General features: G+C 71.2%; 14 protein-coding genes. 9 read left to right on the top strand and 5 right to left on the bottom strand.

Features of this window, described 5'->3' with window-relative positions; translation table 11 throughout:
- Nucleotides 1-205 precede the first annotated feature (205 nt).
- Nucleotides 206-1,540: a DUF349 domain-containing protein gene (locus AB0K14_RS39995; protein WP_360464092.1), complete on the bottom strand. Its 1,335-nt coding sequence runs from the start codon at nucleotides 1,538-1,540 to the stop codon at nucleotides 206-208.
- Between the two features lie 185 nt (nucleotides 1,541-1,725).
- On the opposite strand from AB0K14_RS39995, the gene AB0K14_RS39990 reads away from it, so the two are divergent.
- Genes AB0K14_RS39990 through dapF form a run of 3 tightly spaced genes read left to right on the top strand, consistent with a single transcriptional unit; the run spans nucleotide 1,726 to nucleotide 4,202 of the window.
- Nucleotides 1,726-2,451 (top strand): class III extradiol dioxygenase subunit B-like domain-containing protein, encoded by a 726-nt coding sequence (locus AB0K14_RS39990; protein WP_360464089.1) that lies wholly within the window; start codon nucleotides 1,726-1,728, stop codon nucleotides 2,449-2,451.
- 4 nt (nucleotides 2,452-2,455) lie between these two features.
- Complete coding sequence (gene miaA, locus AB0K14_RS39985) at nucleotides 2,456-3,364, top strand: tRNA (adenosine(37)-N6)-dimethylallyltransferase MiaA (RefSeq protein WP_360464086.1); 909 nt, start codon at nucleotides 2,456-2,458, stop codon at nucleotides 3,362-3,364.
- Nucleotides 3,365-3,374: 10 nt separating this feature from the next.
- Nucleotides 3,375-4,202, top strand: a complete 828-nt coding sequence (gene dapF, locus AB0K14_RS39980) for a diaminopimelate epimerase (RefSeq protein ID WP_360464083.1) — start codon at nucleotides 3,375-3,377, stop codon at nucleotides 4,200-4,202.
- Between the two features lie 47 nt (nucleotides 4,203-4,249).
- Here dapF and AB0K14_RS39975 read toward each other — a convergent pair whose 3' ends face one another.
- From AB0K14_RS39975 to AB0K14_RS39965, 3 genes are read right to left on the bottom strand one after another with little or no spacing between them, the layout of a single operon-like run.
- On the bottom strand, nucleotides 4,250-5,125 hold the full coding sequence (locus AB0K14_RS39975) for an SMP-30/gluconolactonase/LRE family protein (protein WP_360464081.1): 876 nt from the start codon (nucleotides 5,123-5,125) through the stop codon (nucleotides 4,250-4,252).
- Complete coding sequence (locus AB0K14_RS39970) at nucleotides 5,118-6,347, bottom strand: MFS transporter (RefSeq protein ID WP_360464078.1); 1,230 nt, start codon at nucleotides 6,345-6,347, stop codon at nucleotides 5,118-5,120. The genes AB0K14_RS39975 and AB0K14_RS39970 overlap by 8 nt, the downstream gene beginning before the upstream one ends.
- Nucleotides 6,331-7,563 carry an MFS transporter gene (locus AB0K14_RS39965; protein ID WP_360464075.1) on the bottom strand — a complete coding sequence of 411 codons (1,233 nt, stop codon included), beginning with the start codon at nucleotides 7,561-7,563 and terminating at the stop codon, nucleotides 6,331-6,333. The genes AB0K14_RS39970 and AB0K14_RS39965 overlap by 17 nt, the downstream gene beginning before the upstream one ends.
- A gap of 49 nt (nucleotides 7,564-7,612) precedes the next feature.
- Here AB0K14_RS39965 and AB0K14_RS39960 point away from each other — a divergent pair, with 49 nt between their 5' ends.
- The 3 genes from AB0K14_RS39960 to AB0K14_RS39950 are packed head-to-tail and all read left to right on the top strand — an operon-like array spanning nucleotide 7,613 to nucleotide 10,635.
- The gene (locus AB0K14_RS39960; RefSeq protein ID WP_360464072.1) at nucleotides 7,613-8,113 is read left to right on the top strand and encodes a winged helix-turn-helix domain-containing protein; all 501 of its coding nucleotides are present in this window, start codon (nucleotides 7,613-7,615) and stop codon (nucleotides 8,111-8,113) included.
- Between the two features lie 43 nt (nucleotides 8,114-8,156).
- Nucleotides 8,157-9,602 (top strand): GTPase HflX, encoded by a 1,446-nt coding sequence (hflX, locus tag AB0K14_RS39955; RefSeq protein ID WP_360464069.1) that lies wholly within the window; start codon nucleotides 8,157-8,159, stop codon nucleotides 9,600-9,602.
- 31 nt (nucleotides 9,603-9,633) lie between these two features.
- On the top strand, nucleotides 9,634-10,635 hold the full coding sequence (locus AB0K14_RS39950; RefSeq protein WP_360464098.1) for a hypothetical protein: 1,002 nt from the start codon (nucleotides 9,634-9,636) through the stop codon (nucleotides 10,633-10,635).
- Between the two features lie 28 nt (nucleotides 10,636-10,663).
- Here AB0K14_RS39950 and lexA read toward each other — a convergent pair whose 3' ends face one another.
- Entirely contained in the window at nucleotides 10,664-11,365 is a 702-nt protein-coding gene (gene lexA / locus AB0K14_RS39945) for a transcriptional repressor LexA (protein ID WP_360464067.1), read from the bottom strand.
- Between the two features lie 217 nt (nucleotides 11,366-11,582).
- Here lexA and AB0K14_RS39940 point away from each other — a divergent pair, with 217 nt between their 5' ends.
- From AB0K14_RS39940 to AB0K14_RS39930, 3 genes are all read left to right on the top strand, one after another.
- Nucleotides 11,583-12,080 (top strand): LysM peptidoglycan-binding domain-containing protein, encoded by a 498-nt coding sequence (locus tag AB0K14_RS39940; protein WP_360464064.1) that lies wholly within the window; start codon nucleotides 11,583-11,585, stop codon nucleotides 12,078-12,080.
- A 380-nt stretch (nucleotides 12,081-12,460) separates the two neighbouring features.
- Nucleotides 12,461-12,934: a transcriptional regulator NrdR gene (gene nrdR / locus AB0K14_RS39935; protein WP_360464062.1), complete on the top strand. Its 474-nt coding sequence runs from the start codon at nucleotides 12,461-12,463 to the stop codon at nucleotides 12,932-12,934.
- 106 nt (nucleotides 12,935-13,040) lie between these two features.
- Nucleotides 13,041-15,899 carry a vitamin B12-dependent ribonucleotide reductase gene (locus AB0K14_RS39930; RefSeq protein ID WP_360464059.1) on the top strand — a complete coding sequence of 953 codons (2,859 nt, stop codon included), beginning with the start codon at nucleotides 13,041-13,043 and terminating at the stop codon, nucleotides 15,897-15,899.
- Nucleotides 15,900-15,910 lie beyond the last annotated feature (11 nt).

Genomic DNA, 15,910 nt, shown 5'->3' with positions numbered 1-15,910 from the left:
TCCAGCGCGGCGGCGTAGTTCTCACGGCGGGGACGCTTTTTCCCCGCCGTGCCTGCCCGGCTTTGGCCAGCCTGGGGTGCCCGTAAGGGCCCCATGTCAAATCGAGCCGGTCTCAACCACCAGCCACCAGCAGTCGAACCACACCACCGACCACCAGCTAGCCACCGACCACCAGCAAGCGACCGGCTGCCTGCCCGGCCCACCGCTACCTGCTGGCCACCGCCTGCTCAGCCGCCGCCAGCCACTCACGCCACTGCTTCGCCTGAGCCTCAGCCTGCTCAGCCCGCCTCTTGTCACCGGCCGAACGAGCCTTCGCCGCCTGCGCTTCGAACTGCTCCACCCGCTCCCGGAACTGCGCGACGCGCGCCTCGGCCTCCGGGTCGGACTTGCGCCACTGGGCGTCGACCGCCCCGCGCACCCGCTCCTCGATCGTGCGGAGCTTGCCCTCCAGCTCACGGACCCGCTCGCGCGGCACCTTGCCGATCGCGTCCCACCGCTCCTGGATCTTGTACAGCTGCTGCCGGGCAGCCTCCAGGTCCAGCGTCGGGTCGATCCGCTCGGCCTCGGCGAGCAGCTCCTCCTTCAGCTTCGCGTTGGACGCGAACTCCGCGTCACGCTCGCTGAACGCCTCCGACCGCTTCGCGAAGAACGCGTCCTGCGCGGCGCGGAACCGCTGCCACAACGCGTCGTCGGCCTCCTTGGGCGCACGCCCGGCGGCCTTCCACTCGACCATCAGGTCCTTGTACCGGCCGGCCGTCGGGCCCCAGTCGTCGGACTCGATGAGCTTCTCGGCCTCTTCGACCAGCTCCTGCTTGCGGTTCTTGGCCACGCTGCGCTGCCGGTCCAGGTCCGCGAAGTGCGACCCGCGCCGGCGGTTGAACGCGTCACGCGCCTTGGAGAACCGTCGCCACAGCTGCTCGTCGGTCTTGCGGTCGACACCCCGGATGGTCTTCCACTCGTCCAGGATCTGCCGCAAGCGGTCGCCGGCCGCCTTCCACTGGGTCGACTCGTTGGCCAACACCTCGGCTTCCTCGACCAGCTCCAGCTTCCGGGCGCCCGCCGCGGCGCGCGCCTCGTCCTTGGCGACCTTCGCGGCCTCCAGGCCCTTCTCGGCCAGCGCCAGGACGTACTCCACCCGCGCGGCCAGGGCGGCGAGGTCACCGACCACCGCCGCGTCGGCCAGGCTCTCCTGGACGTGCTTCGCGCTGGTCAGCGCGTGCTTGGGGTCGCCCGCACCGGAGGACAGCCGCGTCACCAGCAGCTCGACCTCGGTGCGGATGTCGTCGAACCGGCGCGCGAAGTGCGCCAGGCCCTCGGCGGGCTCGCCCGCCTGCCAGGAACCGACGACCCGCTCGCCCTCGGCCGTCGTGACGTAGACGGTGCCGTCCGCGTCCACGCGCCCCCAGCGGTCAGGGTGGTCCGACGCCACGGGGACCGGTGGAGCCGCCGTGACCGGCGTCGCTTCCACCCGCGTCTCCTCGACCACCGCCCCCGCACCACTGTCGCCAGTGGTTCCCGGTGTCGTCTCGTGCTCCGCCATCGCCGGCTTCCTCCTCGCCTGCCCACTTCGTGGTGCCCGTGCCGACCACGGGCGCCCCGCCTACGACGGGGCCCAGCACCCGAGTACCGCGACGCTCCCTAAGAGTGCCCAGTACCTCGCGCGCATTCAAACAGGTCAAGGCTCGCATCGGTACCGGTGGTGGCCGATGAGTAGCGTGGACTGCCATGATCTCGCGCTTGGCGGTCGTCCCGCACCCCCCGCTGCTGGTGCCCGAATTGGTCTCCGGGGCCGTGTCGGACACCGAGCAGGTGCGGTCGGCGTGCCTGGCCGTCGCACGGGAGTTGGCCGCGCACTCACCGGACTGGGTGGCGGTCGGCGTCGACCCGTCCGGGCCGCGGGTGGTCGAGAACGTGTCGGGCACCTTCCGAGGCTTCGGGGTGGACGTTCGGGTCTCGCTGTCATCGCTCTCCCCGCCCTCCTCCTCCCCGTCACCCTCGTCCCCATCGCCCTCGTCCTCTGTGGATCACGACCTGCCCCTACCTGCCCTGATCGCCGCCTGGCTGCGCGAACAGGTCGGCGCCCGGTCCGTCCGCGTCCACCTCGTCCCCCCGGACCTGCCCACCGCCGACTGCGTCGCCCTGGGTGCACAGCTGGCCGGCTCACCGGCGCTCCTCGTGCTCGGCGACGGCTCGCACCGGCGCGGCGAGCTGGCCGTCGGCCGCCCGGACGAGCGCGCCGAGCCGTTCGACGAGGACGTGCGCAAGGCGCTGGCCACCGCCGACACCGACGCGCTGCGCTCGATCGACCCCGCGCTCGCCGCCGACCTCGGCGCGCACGGACGCGCCGCCTGGCAGGTGGCCGCCGGCATCCCCGGCCCGTGGCAGTGCACCCGCTCCACGTTCCTGGCCCCATTCGGCGTCGGCTACCACCTGGCCGTCTGGGAGGCTTGACCGCGTGAACACCCCCATCCCCGTCGCGGTCGTCGGACCCACCGCCACCGGCAAGTCGGACCTGGCCGTGCGGCTGGCCGTCGAACTGGGCGGCGAAGTGGTCAACGCCGACGCGATGCAGCTCTACCGGGGCATGGACATCGGCACCGCCAAGATCACCGAGGCGGAACGGCAGGGCGTGCCGCACCACCTCCTGGACGTGCTGGACGTGACCGAGACCGCCTCCGTGGCCGCCTACCAGCGCGAGGCCCGCGCCGCGGTCGAGCGGCTCCTCGCCGAAGGCCGCACCCCCGTGCTGGTCGGCGGGTCGGGCCTGTACGTGCAGGCCGTGCTGGACGACCTGGTCTTCCCCGGCACGGACGAGAAGATCCGCGCCCAGCTGGAGCGCGAGCTCGCGATGTTCGGCGCGGAAACCCTGCACGGCCGCCTGGCGCAGCTCGACCCCGCCGCGGCGCTGGCGATCCTGCCCAGCAACGGCCGCCGCGTGGTGCGCGCGCTGGAGGTCATCGAGCTGACCGGTCAACCGTTCTCGGCCACGCTGCCCAAGCCGGGACCGGCCCGCTACGGCACCCACCTCGTCGGCCTCGACCGCGAGGTGTCCGAACTGGACGAGCGCGTCGACGCACGCGTGGCGCAGATGTTCGACAAGGGCCTGGTGGACGAGGTCCGCGCCCTGGAGGCACGCGGCCTGCGCGACGGCCGCACGGCGTCCCGCGCCCTGGGCTACCAGCAGGTACTGGCCGCGTTCGACGGCGAGCACTCCCTGGAGGAGGCCGCGGCCGCCACCGCGCAGGCCACCCGGCGGTTCGTGCGCAAGCAGCGGTCCTGGTTCCGCCGCGACCAGCGGGTCACCTGGTTCGACGCGGGCTCCTCCACCCTGGCCGACGACGTGCTCAAACTGGTCGCACCGTAGCCTGGTGACCGTGGGTATCGAGTTCTTGAAGGGCCACGGCACCGAGAACGACTTCGTCGTGCTGCCCGACCCGGACGCGCAGCTGGACCTGACCGAGTCGCGGGTGCGCGCGCTGTGCGACCGCCAACGCGGTCTGGGCGCGGACGGCGTGCTGCGGGTCGTGCGGCCGGACTTCGGCCCCTGGTTCATGGACTACCGCAACGCCGACGGCTCGATCGCCGAGATGTGCGGCAACGGCGTGCGCGTGTTCGTGAAGTACCTGGTCGAGGCCGAGCTCGTGCCCGCGGGCGAGTTCACCATCGGCACGCGTTCCGGTGAGCGGCAGGTCGTCGCGCACGACGACGGCACGGTGACCGTGGATATGGGCCGCGCGCTGGTCACCGGCACGGGTACCGCCACGGTCGGCGGCACCGCGTTCGGCGGCGTCGCGGTGAACGTCGGCAACCCGCACCTGGCGTGCGTGACCGACGTGCCGGTCGCGGAACTCGACCTGAAGCTGCCGCCCGGCCACGACCCGGCGCAGTTCCCGCACGGCGTCAACGTCGAGTTCGTCAACGTCCTGGACGGCGGTGGCCCGGTGGCCGACTCCGCCGAGGGGCAGCTCCGGATGCGCGTGCACGAGCGCGGCGTGGGCGAGACCCGGTCGTGCGGCACCGGCACGGTGGCCGCGGTGGCGTCGTGGCTGTACGGGGCCGGTCGGCGCACCGGCAAGGCCACTGTGGACGTCCTCGGTGGACGGGTGAGCGTGGTGATCGGCGAGGAGACCGCGACGCTCAGCGGTCCGGCCGTCCTGCTCGCCCGCGGCGAGCTGGACCAGGCCTGGTGGGACGGCCTCTGACGGAGGCCCGCCCCGACCGCACGCACCATTCCCGCAGGTCTAGCACCTCAGAGGTCGAACACCTCCAGCTTGCCCAGCCGCTCCCCGGCCACCACCTCGGGCTGCGAACTGGGCGCCGTGCAGCAGACCAGCTTGTCACCGACCACCGCGACCGCGAAGCAGACCTGGCTGGTCTCCACCTTCCGGGTGATCTCGCCGCCCTCCTCGACCCGGAACGCGAACGGCTGGAGCGCGGGCGCCACCCACACGCCCCCGGCCGCGTCCACCGCGATGCCGTCCGGCGCGATGAAGTGCTCGCGCAGCGACGCCCACACCCGCCGGTCGGACAGCGTGCCGTCGTCGGCCACAGCGAAGGTGGTCAGCCGGAAGGCCAGGGTCTCGGCGACGACCAGCCGCCCGGGCTCGCCGTCACGGCCGGGCAACCACCCCATCCCGTTCGGGAACTTCATGTCCTCGGCGGCCACGCTCACGCTGCCGTCCGGCTGCACCACGGCCAACGGCGTGCCGGGGGCGACCCAGTCCGGCTCCAGCATCGGCCCCTCGCCACCCGCCGCGATGGCGGCGTGCAGGTCGAAGCCGAAGTTGCCGACGTACGCGCGGCCGTGCGGGTCGACCAGCATGTCGTTGGCGTGGAAGGTGGCGATCCCGTTCAGGTCCGCGTGCTCCACCAGAGCTCCGTCGGGCTCCAGCCGCAGCACCCTGCGGTCGCGCATCGACACCACCAGCAGGCGACCGTCCGGCAACCAGCCCAACCCGGACGGCTGCCCTGGCACCTCGCAGACGACCTCCTCCTCGCCCGTGGCCAGGTCGAGCACGCGGACCTCGTGGTCGTAGAAGTCCGAGTAGACGAGCCTGCCGTCGGGCCCCTGCCGAGGGCCTTCGCCGAACCGGAGACCTTCGCGCAGCACGGTGGTGTCAGCCATGCCGGTCGAGGTTAGTGATCACCGGCAGGTCCCGCATCGACCGCAGTGGTGACAGGACCACCCAGACGACGGACAGCACCATCCCGGCCGACGCGACCCACAGCGTGTTCCGGACGCCGATCCACTCGGCCAGCGCGCCGCCCGCGACCGCGCCCACCGGCATCGCGCCCCAGGCCAGGAACCGGACGCTCGCGTTCATCCGGCCCAGCAGCCGGTCCGGGCACAACGCCTGCCGCAGGCTGACCTGCGCGACGTTGTAGGCGACCACGCCCGCGGACGCGACCAGCGTGCCGACCGCGAACAACGCCAGCCTCCAGCCCGGCTCGGCCAACGGGACCAGCACCCACGCCGGCTGCGTGACCAGCAACGACAGCCACACCAGCCGCACCTGCCCGAGCCGCGCCAACCGACCCGCGACCAGGCCCGCCAGCACGCCGCCGGCGCTGCCGACGCCCAGCAGCACGGCGGTGGCCGTCGTCGACAACGCCAGGTCGCGCAGCAGGAACAGCACGTTGACCGCGCCCCACATGGCGTTGGTCAGGTTGAACGACGTCGTGCACAGCACCACCGGCCGCAGCAACGGGTGCCCGAACACGAACCGGAGCCCTTCGGCCATGTCCGACCAGAGCGCGCGCTCACCCGCCTCCACGGTCCGTTCAGGCGTGCGCATCCCCCACAGCAGCAGCGCCGACGTCAGGAACGACGCGCTGATGGCCAGCACGGCGTTCGCGCTCCCCAGGACCTGCACCAGCGGCCCGCTCAACGGCCGACCGGACAGCCGCGCGACCTGCTGCGTCGACACCAGCCGCCCGTTCGCCCGGGTCAACCCGTCCCGGTCGACCAGCATCGGCAGGTACGCCTGGGACGCCACCTCGAAGAACACCGTCAGCACACCGGCGCCGAGCGCGGCGAGCAGCAGGTGCGTGAACGTGAGCCGGTCCAGCCACGCCGCGACCGGCACCGTCGCCAGCACCGACGCCCGCGCAACCGTGCTCCACACCAGCACGGGCCGCTTGCGCACCCGGTCCACGTAGACGCCCACGGGCAGCCCGATGACCAGGAAGGCGGCCGTGCCCGCGGCGGTCAGCACGCCCACCTGGAACTCCGACGCGTCCAGTGCCTCGATCGCCACCACCGGCACCACGAACGTGTAGACCGCCGCGCCGAACTGGTTGACCGCGTCACCACCCCAGAACAGCCGGAAGTCACGTGGTAACGGCATCACGGCTCCTCAGCGGCGACAGCACCACCCACAGCACGGCCGCGGCCTGGCACGCCATCCCGACCGCCAACGTGGCCGTCACGCCCACGCCACCACCGAGCGCGCCGCCCACCAGGCCACCCAGCGGCATCGAGCCCCACACCACGAACCGGATGCTCGCGTTCATCCGACCCAGCAGGTGGTCCGGGCAGATGGACTGCCGGTAGCTGACCTGGGCGATGTTGTAGACCGTCGCCCCGTACGCCACCGCGGCCTCGCCGACGAGCACGAACACGATCCGCCAGTCCGCCGCGCCGAGCGGGACGAGCACCCCGAACGGCCACGTGACCAGGCCGGACAGCCAGATCACCGTGGTCTGGTCGAAGCGGGCGTTCCACCGGTTCGCGGTCAGCGCGCCCAGCACGCCGCCGATGCCCGCCGAGCTGAGCACCAGGCCGACCACGCCCGCGGACAGCCCGAGCTCGCGCACCAGGAACAGCACCAGCACGGCCGCCGCCATGCCGCCGAAGAAGTTCGCGGTCCCGGTGCAGGCCACGATCGCGCGCAGCGACCGGTGCCCGAAGACGAACTTCAGGCCCTCGGCGATCTCGTGGACCAGACCGGGCTTGTCCGGCTGCCGCGGCGGTGGCTCCACCGTCCGGATCCGCAGCAGGAACACCGCCGACACCAGGTAGCCGACGGCGGTGGCCAGCACGCCGACCGCCGCGCCGACCAGCTGCGCGACCCCGCCGGCGGCCGCCGGGCCGGACACCTCCGCCACGGCCCTGCTGGCCTCCAGCTTCGAGTTGCCCTCGACCAGCTGCTCCCGGCCGACCAGCGCGGGCAGGTACGACTGGTAGGCGACGTCGAACATGACCGTGGCCGCCCCCACCAGCAGGGCGACCACGACGAGCTGGGCCAGCGTCAGCACGCCGAGCCACCAGGCCACCGGCACCGACAGCAGCAGCGCCGCCCGGGTGAAGTCGGCCACGAGCATCACCGGACGGCGGCTCAGCCGGTCGACCCACACCCCGGCGGGCAGCCCGATCAGCAGGAACGCGGCCGTGCCCGCCGCCGACAGCACCCCCATCTCGAACGGCGTCGCGGCCAGCGCGCCCACGGCGAGCAGCGGCAGCACGGTGCGGCCGATCGTGGAGCCGAACTGGCTGACGGTGTCGCCTGCCCACAGCAGGCGGAAGTCGCGATGAGACCAGAGGGACACGACCGGAAGTGTCACGCGAGTGATTGGAAAGTGTCAATCACTTCTTCCGCGCCGGTCTTATGCTGTGCCGGTGCAACGACGTCCGGCGACCGACGCCGAGGCCGCCGCCCTGGCCTCGGCCGTGCGGCTGCGCATCATCCGGCTCACCTACGACCGCGCGATGACCAACAAGGAGATCGCCGAGCGGCTCGGGAAAGACCCCGCGACGACCCTCCACCACGTGCGCAGACTCGTCGCCACGGGCTTCCTGGAGGCCCAGGAGGAGCGCGCGGGCAACCGGGGCGCGCGGGAGATCCCGTACCGGTCGACGGGCCTGTCCTGGCGCCTCACCAAGGACGGCACCCCGCACTCGGAACAGACCAGCGAGGCCGTGTTCCAGGCGTTCCTGGGCGAGGTCGCGGAGCTGGGGCCGGCCGCCATGAACCAGTTCCGCCTGGTGGCCCGGGTCGACCGCGGGGAACTAAAACGGCGCCTCCAGACGTTGTTGGATGAGCTGGCAACCGAGCCGGCACACCCCGACGGTGAACGCGTGGCGATCTACCTGGCGCTCTACCCGGGCGATTAACCACTCGGTCCCGTCAGGGGTGCCGTGGGACGATGAAGGGCAAATGACGGAAAACACGTACAACAGCAACGACTGGCTCGACCACGAGGACGAGCTGTCCACCGGCGATCTGGCGCTCGAAGAGCGCGCCGCGCTGCGCCGCGTAGCCGGGTTGTCCACCGAGCTCGAGGACGTCACCGAGGTCGAGTACCGGCAGCTCCGGCTGGAGCGGGTCGTGCTGGTCGGCGTGTGGACCGAGGGCACGGCGGCCGACTCGGACGCGTCCCTGGCCGAACTGGCGCTGCTGGCCGAGACGGCGGGCTCCGAGGTGCTGGAAGGCCTCGTGCAGCGGCGCGACCGGCCCGACCCGGCCACCTACATCGGCTCCGGCAAGGTCCACGAGCTGCGCGACATCGTGATCGCGACCGGCGCGGACACGGTGATCTGCGACGGTGAGCTCTCCCCCGGCCAGCTGCGGCAGCTGGAGGAGAAGCTCAAGGTCAAGGTCGTCGACCGCACCGCGCTGATCCTCGACATCTTCGCCCAGCACGCGTCCACGCGCGAGGGCAAGGCGCAGGTCGAGATGGCCCAGCTGCAGTACCTGCTGCCGCGCCTGCGCGGTTGGGGTGCGTCGCTGTCCCGGCAGGCCGGTGGTCGTGCCGGTGGCGCCAACGGCGGCGTGGGTCTGCGCGGTCCCGGTGAGACCAAGCTGGAGACCGACCGCCGGCGCATCCGCGCGCGCATCGCCAAGCTGCGCCGCGAGATCGCCGGGATGAGCGTCGTCCGGGAGACCAAGCGGCACCGCCGGGTGGCCAACTCGGTGCCGAACGTGGCCATCGCGGGTTACACGAACGCGGGCAAGTCCAGCCTGCTCAACGCGCTGACCGACGCGGGCGTGCTGGTGCAGGACGCCCTGTTCGCGACCCTCGACCCGACCACGCGGCGCACCGAGACCCCCGAGGGCCTGCCCTACACGTTGACCGACACGGTCGGCTTCGTGCGGCACCTGCCGCACCAGCTGGTCGAGGCGTTCCGGTCGACGTTGGAGGAGGTCGCCGACGCGGACCTGCTGGTCCACGTGGTCGACGGGTCCGACGCGATGCCGGAGAAGCAGGTCGTCGCGGTGCGGGAGGTCATCAGCGAGATCTCCTCGCGGCGTGACGACCCGATGCCGACCGAGCTGCTCGTGGTGAACAAGGTGGACGCGGTGGGCGAGCTCGGCCTGGCCCGGCTGCGGCACCTGTTCCCCGGTGCGGTGTTCGTGTCCGCGCACACCGGCGAGGGCATCAACGAGCTGCGCGAGCGCATCGCGGCCATGACGCCGCGGCCGGAGGTCGTGGTCGACGCGATGGTGCCGTACGCGCGGGGCGAGCTGGTCGCGCGCGTGCACCGCGAGGGCGAGGTGCTCAAGGAGCGGCACACCGAGGAGGGCACCGAGCTGTCCGCCCGGGTGCGGCCCGACCTGGCCGGCGTGCTGGAGAAGTTCGCCGTGAACGGAAGCCGCGCCTGAGCCGTTGCGCGCTCTGCTGGTAGTCGTGGCGATGCTGATGACGGCCGGTTCCGCTGGGGCGGAGCCGGCCGTCGTCGACGTGTGCGCGGTGACCGACCAACGGCTGGAAGAGCTGTCGGGGTTCGCCTCGAACGGCGACCAGTGGTTCGCGGTGAACGACAGCGACAACGGCCGGTTGCAGATCCAGGTGCTCGACCGCAATTGCGCGATCACCCGCACGATCACCGCGCCCAACAACCCGTTCGACGTCGAAGACCTCGCATTGGCACCTGACGGAACCCTGTGGGCGGCGGACACCGGAGACAACGGCAAGTCTCGGGAAACCGTGGCATTGCACGCGGTTTCACCGGATGGCAGCGCCCGTTTGTACCGACTCACGTATCCTGACGGAAAGCACGACGCCGAGGCATTGTTGCTCGACGGTTCCGGCATTCCGCACATCGTCACGAAGGAAACGCTCGGCTCGGCGTTGGTCTACCGGCCGGCGTCCGGGTTGGACGAGGGCGCGCCGACGCCGATGGAGCAGGTGGCGCGGGTGTCGATCGGCGGGACGGACACGCCGGGCGGGCCCATGCAGAACTCCGTGGTGACGCGCCTGGTCACGGGTGCCGCGATGACCCGGGACGGCCGGGTGGCGGCGGTGCGGACCTACACCGACGCGTACCTGTTCGCGGTGCCGGACGGCGACCTGGCCAAGGCGCTGGAGTCCGAGCCGGTGCGGGTGCCTCTGGCCGGTGAGCCGCAGGGCGAGGCGATCGCGTTCGACCCGGACGGCACGCTGCTGTCGGCGTCCGAGTTCGGCAACGCGGGCGGTGCGTCGTCCACCGTGCGGGCGGTGGCGGGCGCGGCGGCGTTGGCCGTGCCGCCCGAGCCCACCACGACCACTACGTCCGCGGACGCCGGGTCGCCCGCGGACGACACCGCTCCCCCGGCCGACGACCCGCGGTCGCCGTGGCCGGTCGTCGGTGGCGGCGCGGTGGCGTTGGTGCTGGTGGGAGCACTGGTGCGCCGATCGCGCCGCCGCCGGACCTGAGCGGACGACACCTGTTCGGGGGCCGTGGTCAGAGCCTGCGCAGGACCGCCACGACCTTGCCCAGGATCGACGCGTCGTCACCGGGGATGGGCTGGTAGGCCTCGTTGTGCGGCATCAGCCACACGTGCCCGTCGTCCTTGCGCTTGAACGACTTGACGGTGGCCTCGCCGTCGATCATCGCGGCCACCACCTCGCCGTTGTCCGCGGTCGGCTGCTGGCGGACGACGACCCAGTCGCCGTCGGTGATGGCGGCGTCCACCATCGAGTCACCCACGACCTTCAGCAGGAACACGTCGCCCTCGCCGACGATCTCGCGCGGCAGCGGGAACACGTCCTCGATGGCCTCCTCGGCCAGGATCGGCCCACCGGCCGCGATGCGGCCCAGCATGGGCACGTACGCGGGCGTGGGCTTGGACGCCGGGTCCAGGCCGGTCACGATCTCGGCGGGCAGCACGCCCACCGCGCGCGGCCGGTTCGGATCGCGACGCAGGTAACCCTTCCGCTCCAGCGCGCGCAGCTGGTGCGCGACCGAGGAGGTGGAGGTCAGGCCGACCGCCTCCCCGATCTCGCGCACGCTGGGCGGGTAGCCGAACCGGTCGAGCCAGTCGCGGATCACGTCGAGCACCTTGCGCTGGCGCAGGGTGAGCCCGGCGTTGCCCGCGATGTCCGCCGGTTCGGGCGCGGAGGGCACATCTGCGGTGCGCAGGTCTTCACTGGTCTTGCGTGCCACGGTGCTTCCTCCTCACCGGTCCCGATTGCCCAGGCCGGCTCTCCGACGATCTTCACTTGTGGACGGTAGTCGCGTTCCGTGTCCAGATCAAACACCTGTTCGAAGTAAACCTCGGCGTGTCCTAGCGATTTCGCCCGGCGAAGTGGTAGACATTCGCACGGACGTTCGATCGAACACAGGTTCGATCATGATCGGATGACCTGCGTTGGAGGACATCATGGCGGTGGTCATTGGCACCCGGAACAGCTTCGAACTCGTGGACGGCGCCGGTGTCGAGGATGTCGCCCTCGGCGCGGGACTGCGACCGGGACCACGGGTACTTCGCCGGTTCGAAGTACACGACAAGGACAACCGCCGCCCGTCCACCCGCACCCGGCCGCTCGCGGTGCGCCAGACCGCGCCGGACCCGGTCGCCTGCGAGGTGCGGCCCCAGCGGCACCCGGCCGTCCAGTTCGCGGGCTACGCGGTGGTCGCGGCCCTCTTCGCCGCCCTGCTGAGCGGGCTCTACCTGTACGTCTCCGGCGCCACGACCGTCCCCGAACGCACCAACGTGGTGCACGTCCAGGTGGGCGAGTCGCTGTGGGACGTCGCCGAGCGCAGCGCGCCCAACAGCGACCCGGACGCCGTGGTGTCCCGCATCCGCGAGCTCAACTCGCTCACCGGCACCGACGTCGTCCCCGGCCAGTCCCTGGTCGTCCCCCACAGCACCCCCTGACCACCCGCGAGTCGAACCTCCACGCCCCGCGAGTCGAACGTTCGCGTCCCGCGAGTCGAACGTTCACGTCCCGCGAGTCGAACCCCCCAGAGCGCGCGTGTCGAACCTCCAGGACCCCCGAGTTCAACGGTCGGAACGTTGAACTCGGGGGTCCTGGGCGTTCGACACGGTGGTTCCGGGCGTTCGACTCGCGCGTCGCGAAGGTAGAGCCGTTCGAGTGACTCGGACCACGCGTGTTGAGTTGCGTGGCGGCAGGGTCCGGGCATAGGTTGACCCCTACATCTAGTGGTCACACCGTTGTAGTTAGTCCACAGGTTGGGGTTTCCCTGACGAGTGCGGCTAACGCGATGGATGCTGCCCAGGGGAGGGGGAGACCAGCCGTGCGATGCCCGTTCTGCCGGAACTCCGACTCGCGTGTCGTCGATTCCCGCGAGGTCGACGAGGGCCAGGTCATCCGCCGCCGCCGGTCGTGCACGGCCTGCGGCCGGCGCTTCACCACGGTCGAGGAGGCGGTGCTCGCGGTGGTCAAGCGCTCCGGCGTCACCGAGCCGTTCAGCCGGGACAAGGTCGTCGTCGGGGTGCGCCGCGCGTGCCAGGGCCGTCCCGTCGACGAGGACGCCCTCCAGCAGCTGGCGCAGCGCGTGGAGGAGTCGATCCGCTCCGGCGGCGTCGCCGAGATCCCCAGCCACGAGGTGGGCCTGGCCATCCTCGGTCCCCTGCGCGAGCTGGACGAAGTGGCCTACCTGCGCTTCGCCAGCGTGTACCGCTCCTTCTCGTCCGTGGAGGACTTCGAGAAGGAGATCGCCGATCTTCGCACCGCCCAGAGCACGGGTGACCCGGGCACGGGTGACTGAGCGGACGCGACGCAGTACAACCGCGTTACCGCCTCGGACGGGCAGTCCGGACGTGGTCGCGCGCCAAGACTTCGAGAACAAGGAAAACGGGAAGAGGGCACGGGGAATGACGGAGACCGTCGGTGGCTCCAGCAAGAAGACGGCCACCCGCAATGGCGCGGGCGAGAAGAACGCCAAGCTGAAGGTGGAGCGCGTCTACACCACCGCGGGCAAGCACCCGTACGACGAGGTCACCTGGGAGCACCGCGACGTCGTGATGACGAACTGGCGCGACGGCTCGGTGAACTTCGAGCAGCGGGGCGTCGAGTTCCCCGACTTCTGGTCGGTCAACGCCACCAACATCGTCACCAGCAAGTACTTCCGCGGCGCGGTGGGCACCCAGCAGCGCGAGCACAGCCTGCGCCAGCTCATCGACCGCGTGGTGAAGACCTACGTCGAGGCGGGCGTCCAGCACGGGTACATCGCCGCCGGGGCCGACGCCGAGATCTACGAGCACGAGCTGACCTGGATGCTGCTGCACCAGGTGTTCAGCTTCAACTCGCCGGTGTGGTTCAACGTGGGCACCACGTCCCCGCAGCAGGTCAGCGCCTGCTTCATCCTGTCGGTGGACGACACGATGGAGTCGATCCTGAACTGGTACCGCGAGGAGGGCCTGATCTTCAAGGGCGGCTCCGGCGCGGGCCTGAACCTCTCGCGCATCCGCTCGTCGCGGGAGCTGCTGTCCTCCGGCGGCACGGCGTCCGGCCCGGTGTCGTTCATGCGCGGCGCGGACGCGTCGGCGGGCACCATCAAGTCCGGTGGCGCGACCCGCCGCGCGGCGAAGATGGTCGTGCTCGACGTCGACCACCCCGACGTCGAGGAGTTCATCGAGACCAAGGCGCGTGAAGAGGACAAGGTCCGCGCGCTGCGCGACGCCGGGTTCGACATGGACCTGGGCGGCAAGGACATCGTGTCCGTGCAGTACCAGAACGCGAACAACTCGATCCGCGTGTCGGACGAGTTCATGCACGCCTACGAGAACGGCGGCCAGTTCGGCCTGCGCGCCCGGATGACCGGCGAGGTCATCGACCACGTCGACGCCAAGGGCCTGTTCCGCAAGCTGGCGCAGGCGGCGTGGGAGTGCGCCGACCCGGGCATCCAGTACGACGGCACGATCAACGACTGGCACACCACGCCGGAGTCGGGCCGGATCACCGCCTCGAACCCGTGCTCGGAGTACATGCACCTGGACAACTCCAGCTGCAACCTGGCGTCGCTGAACCTGATGAAGTTCCTCTCCGACGACGGCACGTTCAACGCGGAGCTGTTCGCCAAGTCGGTCGAGCTGATCATCACCGCGATGGACATCTCGATCTGCTTCGCGGACTTCCCGACCCCCGCGATCGGCGAGACGACCCGCGCGTTCCGCCAGCTGGGCATCGGCTACGCGAACCTGGGCGCGCTGCTCATGGCGACCGGTCACGCGTACGACTCCGAGGGTGGCCGCGCGCTGGCCGCCGCGATCACGTCCCTGATGCAGGCCGTGGCGTACAAGCGGTCCGCGGAGCTGGCCGGGATCGTCGGCCCGTACGAGGGCTACGCCCGCAACGCCGAGGCGCACCAGCGGGTCATCCGCAAGCACTCGGCCGCCAACGACATGCTGCGCACGTACCACGCGAACGACGGCGCGGTGCAGAAGGTCGCGACCAAGGCGTGGCAGGAGTGCCAGCGGGTCGGCGCCCGCAACGGCTGGCGCAACGCGCAGGCCAGCGTGCTCGCGCCCACCGGCACCATCGGCCTGATGATGGACTGCGACACCACCGGCATCGAGCCGGACCTGGCGCTGGTGAAGTTCAAGAAGCTGGTCGGCGGCGGCTCGATGCAGATCGTCAACCAGACCGTGCCGCGCGCGTTGCAGGTCCTGGGTTACCAGCAGGAGCAGATCGAGGCGATCGTCGAGTTCATCGGCGAGCACGGCCACGTGGTGGACGCGCCGGGCCTCAAGCCGGAGCACTACGAGGTGTTCGACTGCGCGATGGGCGACCGCTCGATCGCGCCGATGGGTCACGTGCGGATGATGGCCGCGGTGCAGCCGTTCATCTCGGGCGCGATCTCGAAGACGGTGAACATGCCGGAGACGGCGACCGTCGAAGAGGTCGAGGAGATCTACTACCAGGGCTGGAAGCTGGGCCTGAAGGCGCTGGCGATCTACCGCGACAACTGCAAGGTCGGCCAGCCGCTGTCGGCGGGCAAGTCGGCCAAGTCGTCGGCCGTCGCGGAGACCAAGCCCGAGACGGTCGTGGAGTACCGCCCGGTGCGCAAGCGGCTGCCGAAGAAGCGCCCGTCGCAGACGGTGTCGTTCACGGTCGGCGGCGCGGAGGGCTACCTGCACGCCGGTTCGTACCCGGACGACGGCCTCGGCGAGATCTTCGTCAAGCTGGGCAAGCAGGGTTCGACGCTGGCGGGCGTGATGGACGCGTTCTCCATGTCGATCTCGGTGGGCCTGCAGTACGGCATCCCGCTGGAGTTCTACGTCTCGAAGTTCCAGAACCTGCGCTTCGAGCCGGCGGGCATGACCGACGACCCGGACGTCCGCATCGCGACCAGCGTGCTGGACTACCTGTTCCGCCGCCTGGCGCTGGACTACCTGCCGTTCGAGAAGCGGGCGCAGCTCGGCATCTTCACCGCCGACGAGCGCACCGCGCAGGTCAACAGCGACTACGGCAACGGCTCCGACGTCGACCTGGAGGGCCTGCGCACGTCGGTCGACGCCGCCCCGTCCGCCTCCCCCTCCACCCCGGCTCCGGCCGAGGAGAAGAAGTCCAAGCCGCAGGACGTCAAGGTGGGCAGCTCCACGGAACTGCTCGAACTGCACCTGGGCACCACCGCCGACGCGCCGCTGTGCATGACGTGCGGCACGAAGATGCGCCCGGCCGGCTCGTGCTACCTGTGCGAGGGCTGCGGCTCCACCTCGGGCTGCAGCTGACCCTGAGCGCT

It is taken from the genome of Actinosynnema sp. NPDC050801 (genome assembly GCF_040673975.1).
Lineage (GTDB): Bacteria > Actinomycetota > Actinomycetes > Mycobacteriales > Pseudonocardiaceae > Actinosynnema.
Note: the sequence above shows the minus strand (reverse complement) of the source record. Positions and strands in the feature narration are given on the sequence as shown.

Excerpts from the sequence above, each read along its gene's own strand:
- AB0K14_RS39990 (WP_360464089.1), top strand. The coding sequence starts at position 1,726 with ATGATCTCGCGCTTGGCGGTCGTCCCGCACCCCCCGCTGCTGGTGCCC.
- AB0K14_RS39950 (WP_360464098.1), top strand. The coding sequence starts at position 9,634 with ATGCTGATGACGGCCGGTTCCGCTGGGGCGGAGCCGGCCGTCGTCGAC.
- AB0K14_RS39975 (WP_360464081.1), bottom strand. The coding sequence starts at position 5,125 with ATGGCTGACACCACCGTGCTGCGCGAAGGTCTCCGGTTCGGCGAAGGC.
- AB0K14_RS39940 (WP_360464064.1), top strand. The coding sequence starts at position 11,583 with ATGGCGGTGGTCATTGGCACCCGGAACAGCTTCGAACTCGTGGACGGC.
- AB0K14_RS39930 (WP_360464059.1), top strand. The coding sequence starts at position 13,041 with ATGACGGAGACCGTCGGTGGCTCCAGCAAGAAGACGGCCACCCGCAAT.
- hflX (WP_360464069.1), top strand. The coding sequence starts at position 8,157 with ATGACGGAAAACACGTACAACAGCAACGACTGGCTCGACCACGAGGAC.
- AB0K14_RS39970 (WP_360464078.1), bottom strand. The coding sequence starts at position 6,347 with ATGCCGTTACCACGTGACTTCCGGCTGTTCTGGGGTGGTGACGCGGTC.
- AB0K14_RS39995 (WP_360464092.1), bottom strand. The coding sequence starts at position 1,540 with ATGGCGGAGCACGAGACGACACCGGGAACCACTGGCGACAGTGGTGCG.